The sequence below is a fragment of the Streptomyces sp. NPDC004658 genome (genome assembly GCF_040609555.1).
GTDB lineage: Bacteria > Actinomycetota > Actinomycetes > Streptomycetales > Streptomycetaceae > Streptomyces.
In genome coordinates this window covers 230,236-245,280 of record NZ_JBEXKG010000001.1, presented here as the reverse complement: position 1 = coordinate 245,280, position 15,045 = coordinate 230,236, and the positions used below count along the sequence as shown (strand labels likewise).

Annotated in this window: 14 protein-coding genes; 6 read left to right on the top strand and 8 right to left on the bottom strand. The window is 72.0% G+C overall.

What is annotated here, in order from left to right; translation table 11 throughout:
- The first annotated feature begins 3 nt into the window (after positions 1-3).
- Positions 4-2,154 (top strand): SpoIIE family protein phosphatase, encoded by a 2,151-nt coding sequence (locus ABZV94_RS01280; protein WP_356335928.1) that lies wholly within the window; start codon positions 4-6, stop codon positions 2,152-2,154.
- Here ABZV94_RS01280 and ABZV94_RS01275 read toward each other — a convergent pair.
- The 3 genes from ABZV94_RS01275 to ABZV94_RS01265 form a co-directional block, all read right to left on the bottom strand.
- Positions 2,106-3,170 carry an AI-2E family transporter gene (locus ABZV94_RS01275; protein ID WP_356335926.1) on the bottom strand — a complete coding sequence of 355 codons (1,065 nt, stop codon included), beginning with the start codon at positions 3,168-3,170 and terminating at the stop codon, positions 2,106-2,108. The two genes, ABZV94_RS01280 and ABZV94_RS01275, sit on opposite strands and share 49 nt — an antisense overlap.
- A gap of 155 nt (positions 3,171-3,325) precedes the next feature.
- Positions 3,326-4,297 carry a pirin family protein gene (locus ABZV94_RS01270; protein WP_356335924.1) on the bottom strand — a complete coding sequence of 324 codons (972 nt, stop codon included), beginning with the start codon at positions 4,295-4,297 and terminating at the stop codon, positions 3,326-3,328.
- Positions 4,298-4,420: 123 nt separating this feature from the next.
- Positions 4,421-4,903, bottom strand: a complete 483-nt coding sequence (locus ABZV94_RS01265) for an SseB family protein (RefSeq protein WP_103813517.1) — start codon at positions 4,901-4,903, stop codon at positions 4,421-4,423.
- Between the two features lie 262 nt (positions 4,904-5,165).
- On the opposite strand from ABZV94_RS01265, the gene ABZV94_RS01260 reads away from it, so the two are divergent.
- From ABZV94_RS01260 to ABZV94_RS01250, 3 genes are all read left to right on the top strand, one after another.
- Positions 5,166-6,992, top strand: coding sequence for an acyl-CoA dehydrogenase (locus tag ABZV94_RS01260; protein ID WP_356335966.1), 1,827 nt, complete (start codon positions 5,166-5,168; stop codon positions 6,990-6,992).
- A 98-nt stretch (positions 6,993-7,090) separates the two neighbouring features.
- Positions 7,091-8,389: a M18 family aminopeptidase gene (locus tag ABZV94_RS01255; protein ID WP_356335922.1), complete on the top strand. Its 1,299-nt coding sequence runs from the start codon at positions 7,091-7,093 to the stop codon at positions 8,387-8,389.
- 66 nt (positions 8,390-8,455) lie between these two features.
- The gene (locus ABZV94_RS01250; protein ID WP_014673852.1) at positions 8,456-8,707 is read left to right on the top strand and encodes a DUF6458 family protein; all 252 of its coding nucleotides are present in this window, start codon (positions 8,456-8,458) and stop codon (positions 8,705-8,707) included.
- Between the two features lie 69 nt (positions 8,708-8,776).
- On the opposite strand, the gene ABZV94_RS01245 is transcribed toward ABZV94_RS01250, so the two are convergent.
- The 3 genes from ABZV94_RS01245 to ABZV94_RS01235 form a co-directional block, all read right to left on the bottom strand.
- The gene (locus tag ABZV94_RS01245) at positions 8,777-10,612 is read right to left on the bottom strand and encodes a thioredoxin-like domain-containing protein (protein ID WP_356335920.1); all 1,836 of its coding nucleotides are present in this window, start codon (positions 10,610-10,612) and stop codon (positions 8,777-8,779) included.
- An 86-nt stretch (positions 10,613-10,698) separates the two neighbouring features.
- Positions 10,699-11,553: a calcium-binding protein gene (locus tag ABZV94_RS01240; protein WP_356335919.1), complete on the bottom strand. Its 855-nt coding sequence runs from the start codon at positions 11,551-11,553 to the stop codon at positions 10,699-10,701.
- A 158-nt stretch (positions 11,554-11,711) separates the two neighbouring features.
- Positions 11,712-12,098 (bottom strand): cupin domain-containing protein, encoded by a 387-nt coding sequence (locus tag ABZV94_RS01235; RefSeq protein ID WP_356335917.1) that lies wholly within the window; start codon positions 12,096-12,098, stop codon positions 11,712-11,714.
- A 51-nt stretch (positions 12,099-12,149) separates the two neighbouring features.
- On the opposite strand from ABZV94_RS01235, the gene ABZV94_RS01230 reads away from it, so the two are divergent.
- Positions 12,150-13,208, top strand: a complete 1,059-nt coding sequence (locus tag ABZV94_RS01230; protein ID WP_356335915.1) for a helix-turn-helix domain-containing protein — start codon at positions 12,150-12,152, stop codon at positions 13,206-13,208.
- 42 nt (positions 13,209-13,250) lie between these two features.
- Here the strand turns inward: ABZV94_RS01230 and ABZV94_RS01225 are convergent, their stop codons facing one another.
- Positions 13,251-13,484 (bottom strand): hypothetical protein, encoded by a 234-nt coding sequence (locus ABZV94_RS01225; RefSeq protein WP_356335913.1) that lies wholly within the window; start codon positions 13,482-13,484, stop codon positions 13,251-13,253.
- 91 nt (positions 13,485-13,575) lie between these two features.
- Here ABZV94_RS01225 and ABZV94_RS01220 point away from each other — a divergent pair, with 91 nt between their 5' ends.
- Complete coding sequence (locus ABZV94_RS01220; RefSeq protein ID WP_356335965.1) at positions 13,576-14,070, top strand: LURP-one-related family protein; 495 nt, start codon at positions 13,576-13,578, stop codon at positions 14,068-14,070.
- Between the two features lie 6 nt (positions 14,071-14,076).
- On the opposite strand, the gene ABZV94_RS01215 is transcribed toward ABZV94_RS01220, so the two are convergent.
- Complete coding sequence (locus tag ABZV94_RS01215) at positions 14,077-14,877, bottom strand: carbon-nitrogen family hydrolase (RefSeq protein WP_356335911.1); 801 nt, start codon at positions 14,875-14,877, stop codon at positions 14,077-14,079.
- Positions 14,878-15,045: the final 168 nt, after the last annotated feature.

The following is a 15,045-nucleotide window of genomic DNA, read 5'->3' as shown; positions in this document are numbered from 1 at the left end:
GCAATGCGTACAGGCGAGCCTCTCCCGTCCGTGGGGGACGTCCTCGCCGCCCTCGCCACCGGGCTCTGGCACTGGGACACGGACACCGGTCTGGTCACCGTGGACGCGGAGGCGGCGCGGCTGCTCGGTCTGCCGGCGGAGCGGACCACCCTCACGGAGGCCCAGGCCCGGGCCCGTTTCCATCCGGTCGACTGGAACGAGATCACCGGTGTGGTGCGGCTGGCGGTCGCGGAGGGCACCCTCGCCGAGGTGCGCATCCGGATCATGGACGGGGACGGCAACATCCTGCGGGTCGTCCGCAGCCGGTCGAAGCCGTCCTTCGACCCCGAGCGGCACACGTACGAGCTGATCGGCACCCTCCAGGAGGTGACCGAGCCGGCCCCGGGCACGGCGGCCGGCCGCAGCGCGGTCACCGGGGACTGGCGGCGCTCCCGGGAGGCGTTCCTGCTGGACGCGGGCCGGGCGCTGGCCGAGGCCCGCTCCACGGCGGAGGTGCTGCGGGTCGCGGGCGGCCTGTCGATGCCGGGGTTCTCGCCGGACGGCCTCGTGGTGTTCGGCGTCGAGGGCGACCGGCTCACGTTCATCGGACAGCACGGGCACGCCCCCGCCGACATGGGCCCCTTCTCGAACATGCCCCTGGCCACCGACTACCCGGCGGCCGAGGTCATCCGCACCGGCCGCGCGGTGTACCTGTCCTCGCCCGAGGAGTACCGGGACCGCTACCCGGCGACCTGGCCGCTCGCCCGGCACTTCGGCCGCCGCTCCTGGGCGTTCCTGCCGCTGACGGCCGGCGGACGCACGATGGGCGCGTGGATGGCCGCCTTCGCCTACCCGGTGGCGTTCACCCCCGACGAGCGCGCGGTCCTGACGACGGTCGCCCGGATGCTCGCCCAGGCGCTGTCCCGGGCCGGGGCCGCGGAGTCCGCGCGGGAGCTGACAGAGGGCCTCCAGCGCTCCATGCTGCCGTCGCTCGGCCCGGAGATCCCCGGGATGCGGGTGGCCGCCCGGTACATCCCGACCGGCGGCGGACTCCAGGTCGGCGGCGACTGGTACGACATGATCCCGCTGCCCTCCGGCCGCTTCGCCCTGGTCATCGGGGACGTCCAGGGCCATGACGTGCGCGCGGCCGGGCTCATGGGCCAGCTGCGGATCGCGCTGCGCGCCTACGCCTCCGAGGGGCACCGCCCGGACGCGGTCCTCTCCCGCGCCTCCCGCTTCCTGCACGGCCTCACCCATGCCGCCGGGGAGGACGCGCTGTCCGACCTCCGCTTCGCGACCTGCCTGTACGTGGAGGCCGACCCGCCGACCGGCCGGCTGGAGATCGCCCGCGCCGGGCACCCGGACCCGGTGATCCGGATGGCGGACGGCACGGTGATGACCCGGCCGACCGCGGGCGGGCTCCCGCTGGGCCTCGACCCGGACGCCGACTACCCGACGACGCGGTTCACGCTCGAACCCGGCGAGACGCTGATGCTGTGCACCGACGGCCTGATCGAGACCGGCGGGCACGATATGGAGAGCGGCTGGCGCCGGCTGCGCGAGATCCTGGAGGACCACGAGGGCGACCTGGAGTCGCTGGCCGACGCGCTGGTGCAGGGTGTGCACGGGCCGTCCTCGCACCACACCACCGGCCCGCTGGCCGACCGCCGCGAGGACGACATCGCCCTGCTGCTGCTGTGCCGGCCCGGTGATGGCTGCGGGCGCGGCGACGCCGTCGCGGTCCGGCCGACGGTGCGGCGCACGCTGCTGTCGGTGGCGCAGGACGAGCCGGAGCGGATCGCCGAGGCCCGCCAGCACCTGCGCGGGCTGCTGCACGACTGGGCGTCGGCCGAGCAGGTGGACTCGGCGGTGCTGCTGGTCTCCGAGATGGTCACCAACGTGCTGGTGCACACGGACGCCGACGCGCTGCTGCTCGCCGAGGTCATGGGCGAGGGTCCCGGGCGGCGGCTGCGGGTGGAGGTCTTCGACACGGGCGACGACCTCCCGCACAAGCGCCGCCCCGGCGAACTGGCCTCCTCCGGGCGCGGCCTGATGCTGATCGGACTCCTCGCGGACGGCTGGGGGGTGGACCCGCGGGGCGAGGGCAAGAGCATCTGGTTCGAGCTCTACGAGCCGGGGGGTTCCGGGGCCGACGCCCCGGAGGAGGTGGCCTGACGCCCCCGCAGCTCCTGGACGGCCCCGAAGGCCGCCGCGGTCAGCGGGACCGCGAGGAGCATGCCGAGGATGCCGGCGACGGAGGCGCCCGCGGTGATCGTCAGCAGGACGGCGGCCGGGTGCATCTGCACGGTCCGGCTCTGGATCACCGGTTGCAGCACGTGCCCTTCCAGCACCTGCACCGCGAGCACGACCCCGAGCGCCCACAGCGCGATGACGAAACCCCGGTCGGCCAGGGCGACCAGCACGGCCACCGCCCCGGAGATGAAGGCGCCAAGGTAGGGGATGTAGGCACCGACGAAGACGAGCGCCCCGAGCCCGATCGCTCCGGGCACCCGGAGGATCAGCAGGCCGACGGTGATGCACACGGCGTCGATGAGCGCGATGAGGGTCGTACCGCGCATGAACCCCTCCACCGCGGCGAAGGACCGCCGGGCGATGGCTTCCAGGAGCCCGGCGCTGCCGCCGGGCGCGAGTGATCGCAGGGTGGCCACGGCGCGGTGGGAGTCGCGCAGGAAGAAGAAGACGAGCAGCAGGGCGAGCACGGCCATGGCGATGGACTCGGCGACGACGCTGACGCCGCTGACGACGTTGGACGCGGCGGTGCCGCCGAACTTGCCCAGCCATTCCCGGGCGTTGGTGGCGAGGTCGTCCAGACTCGTCCCCGCGGCGCCGAAGTGCCGTGCGACCCCCTTGGCCGCGGTCCGCAGCGAGGCGAGGATCTCCGCGCCGGTGTCGACGAGCGCGGTGACCACGATGTACACGGCGCCGCCGACGACGGCCACCACGGCGACGCAGGTGAGCCCGGCCGCCACCGACGCCTGCACTCCCGCCCGCACCAGCCGCCGGTACAGCGGCCGGAGCAGGGCGGTGCCGAGCAGGGCGAGCAGCACCGGCGTGACGGCCGTACGGAACTCCGCGCACAGCCGCACCCCGACCCACCCGACCCCGGCGGCGAGCAGCAGCACGGCACACCAGGCGGCGAACCGGCGGACGGCAACAGGGAGGAACTGCACGCGTCCAGCGGATCACGCGGCGCCGGTACTGTCCTGCGAGCGGGTCCGGGCGGGTGACGAAACGCCGGCCCCGGCCGAGGTACGGCCGGGGTCGTGAGGGGGAGCAGGCGGCGCCGACGGGTCGCCGGCGGGCCGGCGCCGTCACCGGATAGCCGTCAGATGCCGCCCTCGGACATGCCGTGGACCGCCGGGACGCTGCCGAGGCGGCCCTTCTGGAAGTCCTCGAAGGCCTGCATCAGTTCTTCCTTGGTGTTCATGACGAACGGGCCGTAGTGGGCCATCGGCTCCCGGATGGGCTGTCCGCCGAGGAGGACGACCTCCAGGTCCGGGGTGTGCGCGTCCTGCTTCTCGTCGGCGCGGACGGTGAGCGAGGAGCCGGCGCCGAAGACGGCGGTCTGGCCCAGGTGGATCGGGCGGCGCTCCGCACCGACGCTGCCGCGGCCCGCGAGGACGTACGCCAGACCGTTGAAGTCCTCCCGCCAGGGCAGGGTGATCTCGGCGCCCGGGGCGAGGGTGGCGTGGATCATCGTGATCGGGGTGTGGGTGATGCCGGGGCCCTGGTGGCCGTCCAGCTCACCGGCGATCACGCGCAGCAGCGCGCCGCCGTCGGGGCTGGTGAGCAGCTGGACGTTGCCGCCGCGGATGTCCTGGTAGCGCGGGGCCATCATCTTGTCCTTGGCGGGGAGGTTCACCCACAGCTGCAGGCCGTGGAAGAGGCCGCCGGACACGACGAGGGACTCCGGCGGAGCCTCGATGTGCAGCAGGCCGGAGCCCGCGGTCATCCACTGGGTGTCGCCGTTGGTGATGGTGCCGCCGCCACCGTTGCTGTCCTGGTGGTCGAAGACGCCGTCGATGATGTAGGTGACGGTCTCGAAGCCGCGGTGCGGGTGCCAGGGGGTGCCCTTGGGCTCGCCGGGCGCGTACTCCACCTCGCCCATCTGGTCCATCATGATGAACGGGTCGAGGTGGCGGTAGTTGATCCCCGCGAACGCCCGGCGCACCGGGAAGCCCTCGCCCTCGTACCCGCTCGGGGCGGTCGTGACGGCGAGCACGCGGCGTGCCACGGCGTCGGCGGGAGCGGTCACACGGGGCAGCGTCAACGGGTTCTCGACGGTCACTGCAGGCATGGTGGGTACCTCCTTGGTACGCCCACTTTAGTTGAGCGTTGAACTTCTTGCCACCCAGAACAGAGAAAACCCGGAGGGCATTCCCTCCGGGTTCACCGTGCGTGGGCGTAGCGGCAAGGGCGTCTAGCCGTACATGCGGCGCATCGCGAAGTCGACCATCTGCTCGACCGCCTTCGCGTCGAAGACCATCCGGTGCTCGCCCTCCATGTCCAGGACGAAGCCGTAGCCGGTCGGCAGCAGGTCGATCACCTCGGCACCCGTGATGACGAAGTACTTGGACTCCTTGCCCGCGTACCGGCGCAGTTCCTTGAGCGAGGTGAACATCGGGATCACCGGCTGCTGGGTGTTGTGCAGGGCCAGGAAGCCGGGGGTGTCGCCGCGCGGGCAGTACACCTTCGACGTGGCGAAGATCTGCTGGAAGTCCTCGGCGGACATCTGCCCGGTCGTGAAGGCGCGCACCGCGTCCGCGAGCGAGGGCGGCGACGGCTCCGGGTAGAGCGGCGGCTGCTGGCCGTACCCGCCGACACCACCCGGCATCTGCTGCTGCGACGAGGCGTACTGCTGCTGGGCAGCACCCCCGTCCATGGGCTGGCCGTATCCGTACATGCGCGCAAGCGTACCGAGAGCGGGGGCGGGGGTGGGCGCGGGGGAAATACACGGAGGGATACCGGGCGGTCACCCGTCTTCCGCCGCGCACCGGCAGGAAGGGCGGCCTGTTCACGGGCACGGCGGAGTAGACCCTTCTCACATTGGCCCGGTAGGGGTTGCTTCTTATTACCGGCGGGTAGCATCATCGTAGCTACTTGTTGGTACGTGAACTAGGTGCGAGGAGCAAGTGCCTCGCCGATCCCTCAACGGAGCCGTCGCCATGGGGCACTACAAGTCGAATCTCCGCGACATCGAGTTCAACCTCTTCGAAGTACTGGGGCGCGACAAGGTGTACGGCACCGGCCCGTTCGAGGAGATGGACGTCGAGACCGCCAAGAGCGTCCTGGAGGAGCTGACCCGCCTCTCCGAGAACGAGCTGGCCGAGTCCTTCGCCGACGCCGACCGCAACCCGCCCGTCTTCGACCCGGAGACCAACACCGCGCCCGTCCCGGCGTCCTTCAAGAAGAGCTACCAGGCCTTCATGGACTCCGAGTACTGGCGGCTCGGCCTGCCCGAGGAGATCGGCGGCACCACCTCGCCGCGCTCCCTGATCTGGGCCTACGCCGAGCTGATCCTGGGCGCCAACCCGGCCGTGTGGATGTACTCCTCCGGCCCCGCGTTCGCCGGCATCCTCTTCGAGGAGGGCAACGAGGTCCAGAAGCACATAGCGAAGATCGCCGTGGAGAAGCAGTGGGGCTCCACGATGGTGCTCACCGAGCCCGACGCGGGCTCCGACGTGGGCGCCGGCCGCACCAAGGCGATCCAGCAGGAGGACGGCTCCTGGCACATCGAGGGCGTGAAGCGCTTCATCACCTCGGGTGAGCACGACATGTCGGAGAACATCCTCCACTACGTGCTCGCGCGTCCCGAGGGCGCCGGCCCCGGCACCAAGGGCCTGTCCCTCTTCCTCGTCCCGAAGTACCTCTTCGACTTCGAGACCGGCGAGCTGGGCGAGCGCAACGGCGTCTACGCCACCAACGTCGAGCACAAGATGGGCCTGAAGGCCTCCAACACGTGCGAGATGACCTTCGGCGACAAGCACCCCGCCAAGGGCTGGCTGATCGGCGACAAGCACGACGGCATCCGCCAGATGTTCCGCATCATCGAGTTCGCCCGCATGATGGTCGGCACGAAGGCGATCTCCACGCTGTCCACCGGCTACCTCAACGCGCTGGAGTACGCCAAGGAGCGCGTCCAGGGCCCGGACCTGGCCAACTTCATGGACAAGACCGCGCCCAAGGTCACCATCACCCACCACCCCGACGTGCGCCGCTCGCTGATGACGCAGAAGGCGTACGCCGAGGGCATGCGCGCCCTGGTGATGTACACCGCCTCGGTCCAGGACGCCATCCAGATCAAGGAGGCGAACGGCGAGGACGCCTCCGCCGAGCACGCCCTGAACGACCTGCTCCTGCCGATCGTCAAGGGCTACGGCTCCGAGAAGGCCTACGAGCTGCTCGCCCAGTCCCTGCAGACCTTCGGCGGCTCCGGCTTCCTCCAGGAGTACCCGATCGAGCAGTACATCCGGGACTCCAAGATCGACACCCTGTACGAGGGCACCACGGCGATCCAGGGCCAGGACTTCTTCTTCCGGAAGATCGTCCGCAACCAGGGCGCCGCGCTGAACTCCCTCGCCGAGGACATCAAGAAGTTCCTGGCGCTCGGCACCGGCGGCGAGGAGCTGGCCGGCGCCCGCGAGCACCTGGCCAAGGCGGCCGTGGAGCTGGAGGCGATCGTCGGCCTGATGCTGACCGACCTCGCCGCCACCGAGCAGGACACCAAGAACATCTACAAGGTCGGCCTGAACACCACCCGCCTGCTCATGGCCTCCGGTGACGTCGTCGTCGGCTACCTGCTGCTGAAGGGCGCCGCGATCGCCGCCGAGAAGCTGGCCACGGCCTCGGCGAAGGACAAGGCCTTCTACACCGGCAAGATCGCCGCGGCGAAGTTCTTCGCGGCGAACGTCCTGCCGGGCGTCACGCTCGCCCGCAAGGTCGCCGCGGGCGTCGAGCTGGACCTGATGGAGCTGGACGAGGCGGCCTTCTAGGCGGCCCGTCCGGACCTTCCGGACGTCCCCGTCGATTCCTCTCGCACGGGCCCGCTCCTTACCGGGAGCGGGCCCGTGCACGTCGTTAAGGTGAATCCATGAGCGCACCTGCCCGCTTCGACCGCGGCCACACCGACGACCTGATGTCCTTCCTGGCGGCGAGCCCGACGCCGTACCACGCCGTGGCGAACACCGCCGCACGGCTGGAGAAGGCGGGCTTCCGGCAGGTGTCGGAGACGGACGCCTGGGACGGGACGTACGGCGGCAAGTACGTGCTGCGCGGCGGCGCGATCGTGGCCTGGTACGTGCCGGAGGGTGCCGAGCCGCACACCCCCTTCCACATCATCGGTGCGCACACCGACTCCCCGAACCTCCGGGTCAAGCCGCGCCCGGACAGCGGGGCGCACGGCTGGCGCCAGGTCGCCGTCGAGATCTACGGCGGCCCGCTGCTGAACTCCTGGCTGGACCGGGACCTGGGCCTGGCCGGCCGGCTGAGCCTGCGCGACGGCTCCTCGGTCCTGGTCGACGTGGACCGGCCGCTGCTGCGGGTGCCGCAGCTCGCCATCCACCTGGACCGTTCGGTCAGCTCGGAGGGGCTCAAGCTCGACAAGCAGCGGCACCTCCAGCCGGTGTGGGGCCTCGGGAACGAGGTGCTGGACGGCGATCTCATCGGCTTCCTGGAGCAGGAGGCCGGGCTGGTGGCGGGCTCGGTGACCGGCTGGGACCTGATGACGTACCCGGTGGAGCCGCCCGCCTACCTCGGCCGGGACCGCGAGCTGGTCGCCGGTCCGCGCATGGACAACCTGCTGTCCGTGCACGCCGGTGCCGCCGCCCTCGCCGCCGCGGCGACCTCCGGCGCGGCGCTCACCCGCATCCCGGTGCTGGCCGCCTTCGACCACGAGGAGAACGGCTCGCAGTCGGACACCGGCGCGGACGGCCCGCTCCTCGGAACCGTCCTGGAGCGCTCGGTCCTCGCACGCGGCGGGTCGTTCGAGGACCGCGCCCGCGCCTTCGCCGGAACCGTCTGCCTGTCCTCCGACACGGGTCACGCCGTGCACCCCAACTACGCCGAGCGGCACGACCCGACGCACCACCCGCGGGTCAACGGCGGCCCGATCCTCAAGGTCAACGTCAACAACCGCTACGCCACGGACGGTTCGGGGCGCGCGGTGTTCGCCGCGGCCTGCGAGAAGGCCAACGTCCCCTTCCAGAGCTTCGTCTCCAACAACTCCATGCCGTGCGGCACCACCATCGGCCCGATCACCGCGGCCCGGCACGGCATCCGCACGGTCGACATCGGCGTGGCGATCCTCTCCATGCACAGCGTCCGTGAACTGTGCGGCGCCGACGACCCGTTCCTGCTCGCGAACGCCCTGACCGCCTTCCTGGAGGGCTAGTCGGGGCCTCGCCGGGTACCCGGACGGCACCGGAGATTCCGGAACCAGAAGGGGAGGCGAGGTCTCATGGGTCTCGGCGGATGCATCATCCTCATCGCCGTGGGGGCCATTCTGACGTTCGCGACCGACTGGCACATGCAGGGCGTGAACCTCACCGTCGTCGGCCTGATCCTCATGGCCGTGGGCCTGATCGGCGTCGCCACGTTCAGCGGCATAGCCCGCCGCCGCCGCGTGGTCGTACCGCCGACGACCCCGGTGGTGGAGGAGGAACCGCGCCACCACCGCGTCGACGGCTACTCGGACGGCTACGGCGTCTGACGGCTGAACCCACCTGTTCCCGAAGGTGGGTTCAGCCGCTCCCGGCGACCGGCCCGCCGGCCGCGCCGCTCAGCCCTGCCCGGGGGCGGTCTCGTCCATCCCCGCCAGCACCAGCGGCAACCGGTCCGCCCCGCCCTCGGTGAGGTGGAGCGGGACGCCCCAGTCCTGCTGGTGGACGTGGCAGGCGGGGTACTCGTTGGCCGGGTCGTCGTCGCAGCTGGCGGCCATCGCGGAGACGTGCAGGACGCCCTCGGTGACCGACGGGTTCAGTTCCAGCTCGCGGGACAGGTCGGTGTCCGCGCCCTCGCCCTTGAGCAGCAGCTCGGGCGGGGTGGCGGAGACCAGCAGCCGGGTCGAGGGGCCGTAGCGCGTGTCGAGCTTCTGGCCGGCCGGGGCCTGGAAGATCACCTCCAGACGCAGACGGCCGGGAGCGACCTCGGTCGCGGCGCGCTGGGTGCGGTGGGCGACCGACGCCACGCGCACCGCCTCCTCCGGCAGCCGCAGCCGGGTCAGCCGGTGCCGGGCCGATTCCACGACCACGATGTCCTCGCCCGCCAGGACGGCGTCGCTGGGCTCGCGCAGGTCGGTGGCGAGCGTGGTGACCTCGCCGGTCGCCGGGTCGTAGCGGCGCAGGGCGTGGTTGTAGGTGTCGGCGACGGCGACCGAGCCGTCCGGCAGGGCCGTCACGCCGAGCGGGTGCTGGAACAGGGCCTGGCCGGCGGCGCCGTCCCGGTGACCGAAGTCGAACAGGCCGGTGCCGACGGCGGTGTGCACCTGCCCGTCGAGGTCGACCCAGCGCAGAGCGCTCGTCTCGGAGTCGGCGAGCCAGAGCCGGTCGGCGGTGGCCGCGAGGCCGGAGGGCTGGGCGAACCAGGCCTCGGCCGCGGGCCCGTCCACCAGGCCCTCGTTGGTGGTGCCCGCCGCCACGGCGACCGTGCGCGCGGCCGGGTCGTAGGTCCACAGCTGGTGGACGCCGGCCATCGCGATCCACACCTTGCCGCCGAAGACCGCCACGTCCCACGGGGAGGAGAGGTCCACCTCACGCGCCGGGCCGGAGGTCGCCGAGCCCTGCCACCACTGCTTGCCGGTGCCCGCCAGGGTGGTCACCTCGCCGGTGACCGGGTCCAGGCGGCGCAGGGCGTGGTTGACGGTGTCGGCGACCACCACCGAACCGTCGTCGAGGAGCGCGAGGCCCTGCGGCTCGTTGAAGGACGCCTCCCGCGGGCCGCCGTCGGCGAATCCGCGCGTGCCGGAGCCGAGGCGCCGCACGACGGTCTCGGCGTCCTCCGCCAGCTCCACCAGCTGGTGCCGGGTGGTGTCGCTGACCAGGAAGTTCCCCGAGGGCAGCAGCAGCGCCTTGCCGGGGAAGCGCAGCGTCGTCGGCTCGGGCTCCGGCGGCACATAGGGACCGTCGCCCCGACGCAGGGTGCCCTTCGCCTCGTGCTCGGCCTCCAGTTCCCCGACCAGCCGCTCGATGGCGTGCGCGTGACCCTCGCCCGCGTGCTGCGCGACGACGTACCCCTCGGGGTCGATCACCACGAGCGTCGGCCACGCGCGCACCGCGTACTGCTTCCAGGTGGCCAGCTCGGGGTCGTCCAGGACCGGGTGGGCCACGCCGTAGCGCTCCACGGCGTCCACGACCGCCTGGTGCTCGGCCTCGTGCACGAACTTCGGCGAGTGCACCCCGATCACCACGAGCGTGTCCCGGTGCTTCTCCTCCAGCTCGCGCAGCTCGTCCAGGACGTGCAGGCAGTTGATGCAGCAGAAGGTCCAGAAGTCCAGGACGACGATGCGCCCGCGCAGGTCGGCGAGGGTGTACTGCTGGTCTCCCGTGTTCAGCCAGCCGCCCTTGCCGATCAGCTCGGGGGCGCGGACTCGGGCGCGTCGGGGTGCGGAGTGGGTCATGGCTCCAAGGGTGCCACCTGGCGCCGACAGCCGTTCCGGCGCCTGTGGACAACCCGGTCCCGGTGGGAATTGCCCGTGGCCGGACCTCAGTCCTGGTGGATCACGTTCCGGCCGGGTCCGCCGGAGAGCGTGTCCCGGCCCGGGCCGCCGTAGAGCCTGTCGTTCCCGCTGTTGCCGTACAGCTTGTCGTTGCCGCTGTTGCCGTACAGGACGTCGTCGCCCTTGCCGCCGTACAGGGTGTCGTCGCCGGTGCCGCCGGTGATCGTGTCCCTGCCGTCGTCACCGGCCAGGTACTGCGCTCCGCTGCCGCCGTGCAGCACGTCGTCGCCCTTGCCGCCCCGCACGATGTTGTCGCCGCCGCCCGCGTCGATCGTGTCGTTCCCGTCGCCGCCCCAGGCCAGGCCCTCCTTGCCGACCGTGAGCCTGTCGTCGCCCGCGTCGCCCGAGACGTAGGCGCCGTCGAGGCGGCCGGAGTCGGTCGCCCCGTCGTTGCCGGACCCCAGGGAGATCTGGGCGTAGTAGTAGATCTGGTCGGTGGCGTTCTTGTAGGCGAGGGTGTCGTCGCGGTCACCGAGGTTCACGACGAGGGCGGCGTACGGGTCCTGGCTGTCGAGGCTGGTGACCGTGCAGGAGACCTTCGTCAGGTCCGCGCCGTCCGGGTGGGCGCAGCCGTGGCCCGCCTTGATCGTGACGGTGTCGTCGATCACGTAGGTGATGCCCGAGCGGTCGGCGGTCAGGGAGGCGGTGACGGTGGCCTTGTTGGCCTGGCCGGGGGCGGCCTGGTAGGTGAGCTGCCAGTCGTACTGGTTGACCGCGGCGGTGGCGGGCGAGGTGGCCGCCGACGCGGTGCCGGCCAGGGCGGACGGCACCGCCAGGGCGGCCGTGCCGAGGGCCAGGGCGAGCGCGCGGACGGGCCGGCGGCGGTGCGGGCGAGCGGGCATGGCGGACCTCCGGAGGACGGGCGGGTCTGTCGGCCGGCTTCCACCGGCCTTCCGCACCGTTCGACTCGCGGGCGGGCCCGCCGGTTGGCCGACTCACCCGCGGACCCCGGAAGTTCGCCCCGCACACACCCGGTGTTCCCGTGGATTCCGGCGCCCGGTCAGGAGAGCGCGTGACCCGTGGTCGCGTCCACGTGGCCCGGGACGTCCTCGTGCCGGTCGCCGACGGTCAGCGTCCCGGTGGGCTCGAAGAGCAGGATCTCGGTGGGCACGGGCGCGTACGGCTTGTGCTCGGTGCCGCGCGGGACGGTGAACACCGAGCCCTTGGGCAGGACCACCGTGCGTTCGCCGGCCGGCTCGCGCAGGCCGATGCGCAGTTCGCCGGTCAGGACCAGGAAGAACTCGTCGGTGTGTTCGTGGGTGTGCCAGAGGTGTTCGCCCTCCACCTTCGCGACACGGACGTCGTAGTCGTTGACGGCGGTGACGATGCGGGGGCTCCACCGCTCGGAGAAGGAGGCGAGGGCCGCCTCCAGGGAGATCGGTTCCATGCGCTCATCGTGCGGGTGACGGGGGCGCCGCACGAGTGCTAGGAATCGCACATGCCGCAAGGATCCTCTCACCGTGTCGTCCTGGTGGTCGACGAGAACTCCAACCCCTTCGAGATGAGCTGCGCCATCGAGGTCTTCGGGCTGCCGCGGCCGGAGCTGGGACGGGACCTGTACGACTTCCGGCTGTGCGCGGCCGAGCCGCACACCCGGATGCGGGACGGATTCTTCACGCTCGGCGGAGTCGCCGGTCTGGAGGCCGCCGAGGAGGCCGACACGCTGATCGTGCCGAACCGCCCGGACACCGAGGTCCCGCGCGCGGAGCGGATCCTGGACGTCGTACGCCGGGCACACGCGCGTGGCGCCCGCCTCGTCGGCTTCTGCTCGGGCGCGTTCACCCTCGCGGAGGCCGGGCTGCTGGACGGGCGCCGCGCGGCCTGTCACTGGATGTGGGCGGACTCCTTCCGGTCCCGTTTCCCCGAGGTGCGCCTGGAACCGGACGTGCTCTTCGTGGACGACGGCGACATCCTCACCGCCTCCGGCAGCGCCTCCGCGCTCGACCTCGGCCTGCACATGGTCCGCCGGGACCACGGTGCGGAGATCGCCAACCACGTCTCCCGGCGGCTCGTCTTCGCCGCGCACCGGGACGGCGGTCAGCGGCAGTTCGTGGAGCGGCCGGTGCCCGAGGTGCCCGACGAGTCCCTCGGCCCGCTGCTGGCGTGGGCGCTGGAGCGGCTGGGCGAGCCGTTGACGGTGGCCGGCCTGGCGTCCCGCGCCGCGGTCAGCCCCGCCACGCTGCACCGCCGTTTCCCCAGCCAGCTGGGTACGACACCGCTGGCCTGGCTCACCGCGGAGCGGGTGGCGCTGGCGTGCCGGCTCATCGAGCGGGGTGAGGAGCGGCTGGACGTCGTGGCGGCGCGCAGCGGCCTGGGTACGGCGGCCAATCTGCGGGCGCGGCTGCGGCGGGAGACGGGGCTGAGCCCCTCGGAGTACCGCAGGCGGTTCGGGACGGCGCCCGCGGACGGTGCGGCCGGCCGGAAGGACCAGGTCATGATGGCCCGGACGGCACGGACGGCACGGACGGCTCCGGGTCCCCGGTCGCCTGCGTCCTGACCTGCTCGCCCCAGGCGTCCGACAGCGCCTTCGGGACCTTGGTCACCAGGCCCCCATGATGCGCTCCCGCCGCAGTGTGCCCTTCGCACACGCGCCCCGCGCGCACAGCTCGTAGGACCCGCCCGTGAGATCGCCGTACCCCTGCCGGTCGAACAGCACACCGACCCCGGACACGACGTCATAACCGGCGCAGGGCTCCCCGTACGAGCACCCGGCGCCTGCCGTGAGCAGGGCCGCCCCCATGGCCGCCACACCTGCCCGCCTGATCGGACCCATCGCTTCCCCTCCCTTCCGCGACCCACCGGGCCGACCTGACGAACCGGCACATCCTGTGACGATCGCCCCCCGCCGGGGAAGCATGACCCCTATGAGATTCCTCGTGCGCGACCGGATCCTCGGCATCGGTGACGACTGGTGGATCGAGGACGAACACGGCCGGAAGGTGTTCCTCGTCGACGGCAAGGCGATGCGCCTGCGGGACACCTTCGAGCTGAAGGACACCGACGGGCGGGTCCTGATCGACATCCACCAGAAGATGTTCGCCCTGCGCGACACCATGGTGATCCAGCGCGACGGCGAGCCCCTGGCCAGGATCCGGCGCAAGCGGCTGTCCCTGCTGCGCAACCACTACCGGGTCTCCCTGGTGGACGGCACCGAACTCGACGTCAGCGGAAAGATCCTGGACCGCGAGTTCGCCGTCGAGTACGACGGCGAACTCCTCGCGGTGATCTCCCGCCGCTGGCTGAGCGTCCGCGACACCTACGGTGTGGACGTCGTACGGGAGGACGCCGACCCGGCGCTGCTCATCGCCGTGGCGGTGTGCGTGATCCACCTCGCCGAGAAGGAGGGGGAGGAGGACTGACGGGTTCTAGCCGCGGCGCCGGGGTGGTTCGAGGCCCAGCACGCGGTCCTTGAGCGCGGGGAACTGTTCGCGGGTGGCGGCCACCTTCGCCGGGTCCAGGTCGACCGTGAGGACCTCTTCCCCGGGGCCGGCCTCGGCGAGCACCTCGCCCCACGGATCCACCACGATCGAGTGACCCGCCTGCGGAACTCCCGCGTGGGTCCCGGCCGTTCCACAGGCGAGCACGAACGCCTGGTTCTCCACCGCCCGCGCCTGAGCCAGCAGCGTCCAGTGCGCGCGCCGCCGCTCGGGCCAGCCCGCCGGGATCACCAGCGTCTCGGCGCCGGCGTCGACGAGTCCGCGGAAGAGTTCGGGGAAACGGAGGTCGTAGCAGGTGGCCAGGCCCAGCGTGGTACCGGGCAGGCGGACCGTCACCAGGTCACGGCCCGCGCCCATCAGCACCGCCTCGCCCTTGTCGAAGCCGAAGCGGTGGATCTTGCGGTAGGCCGCGGCCAGCTCACCGGAGGGGGTGAAGAGGAGGGACGTGTTGTAGAGGGGCCCGTCGGGGTCCCGCTCGGGGACGGAGCCGGCGTGCAGCCACACGCCCGCGTCGCTCGCCGCCTTGGCCATCGCCTCGTACGTCGGCCCTTCGAGCGGCTCGGCCGCACGGCCGAACTCCTCGAAGGCGAAGGCTCCGGTGGTCCACAGTTCGGGCAGGACGACGAGGTCGGCTCCGCTCTGCTCCCGCACCAGCGCTGCCGCGCGCCGGCGCCGGGAGTCGACCGGTTCGCCCTCGTCCACGGCGATCTGGATCAGCGAGGCGCGCACACTACCACCGTCCTGGCATTCGAGTCGTCCACACAGGCCTACGATCGTCACACGAAAGCACTGCCGGGGTGCCTTCAGCAGCGTAACTTGGGGGTGCCCCCAGTTCGAGCGAAGCCGAGAACCTGGGACTCTCAAGACACCCGCCGAAGTGCAGCCGCCCGCTGGCCG

Coding starts and splice junctions, on each gene's coding strand:
- ABZV94_RS01245 (WP_356335920.1), bottom strand. CDS start 10,612: ATGACCCACTCCGCACCCCGACGCGCCCGAGTCCGCGCCCCCGAGCTG.
- ABZV94_RS01230 (WP_356335915.1), top strand. CDS start 12,150: ATGCCGCAAGGATCCTCTCACCGTGTCGTCCTGGTGGTCGACGAGAAC.
- ABZV94_RS01220 (WP_356335965.1), top strand. CDS start 13,576: ATGAGATTCCTCGTGCGCGACCGGATCCTCGGCATCGGTGACGACTGG.
- ABZV94_RS01240 (WP_356335919.1), bottom strand. CDS start 11,553: ATGCCCGCTCGCCCGCACCGCCGCCGGCCCGTCCGCGCGCTCGCCCTG.
- ABZV94_RS01260 (WP_356335966.1), top strand. CDS start 5,166: ATGGGGCACTACAAGTCGAATCTCCGCGACATCGAGTTCAACCTCTTC.
- ABZV94_RS01270 (WP_356335924.1), bottom strand. CDS start 4,297: ATGCCTGCAGTGACCGTCGAGAACCCGTTGACGCTGCCCCGTGTGACC.
- ABZV94_RS01265 (WP_103813517.1), bottom strand. CDS start 4,903: ATGTACGGATACGGCCAGCCCATGGACGGGGGTGCTGCCCAGCAGCAG.
- ABZV94_RS01255 (WP_356335922.1), top strand. CDS start 7,091: ATGAGCGCACCTGCCCGCTTCGACCGCGGCCACACCGACGACCTGATG.
- ABZV94_RS01280 (WP_356335928.1), top strand. CDS start 4: ATGCGTACAGGCGAGCCTCTCCCGTCCGTGGGGGACGTCCTCGCCGCC.
- ABZV94_RS01250 (WP_014673852.1), top strand. CDS start 8,456: ATGGGTCTCGGCGGATGCATCATCCTCATCGCCGTGGGGGCCATTCTG.
- ABZV94_RS01225 (WP_356335913.1), bottom strand. CDS start 13,484: ATGGGTCCGATCAGGCGGGCAGGTGTGGCGGCCATGGGGGCGGCCCTG.
- ABZV94_RS01235 (WP_356335917.1), bottom strand. CDS start 12,098: ATGGAACCGATCTCCCTGGAGGCGGCCCTCGCCTCCTTCTCCGAGCGG.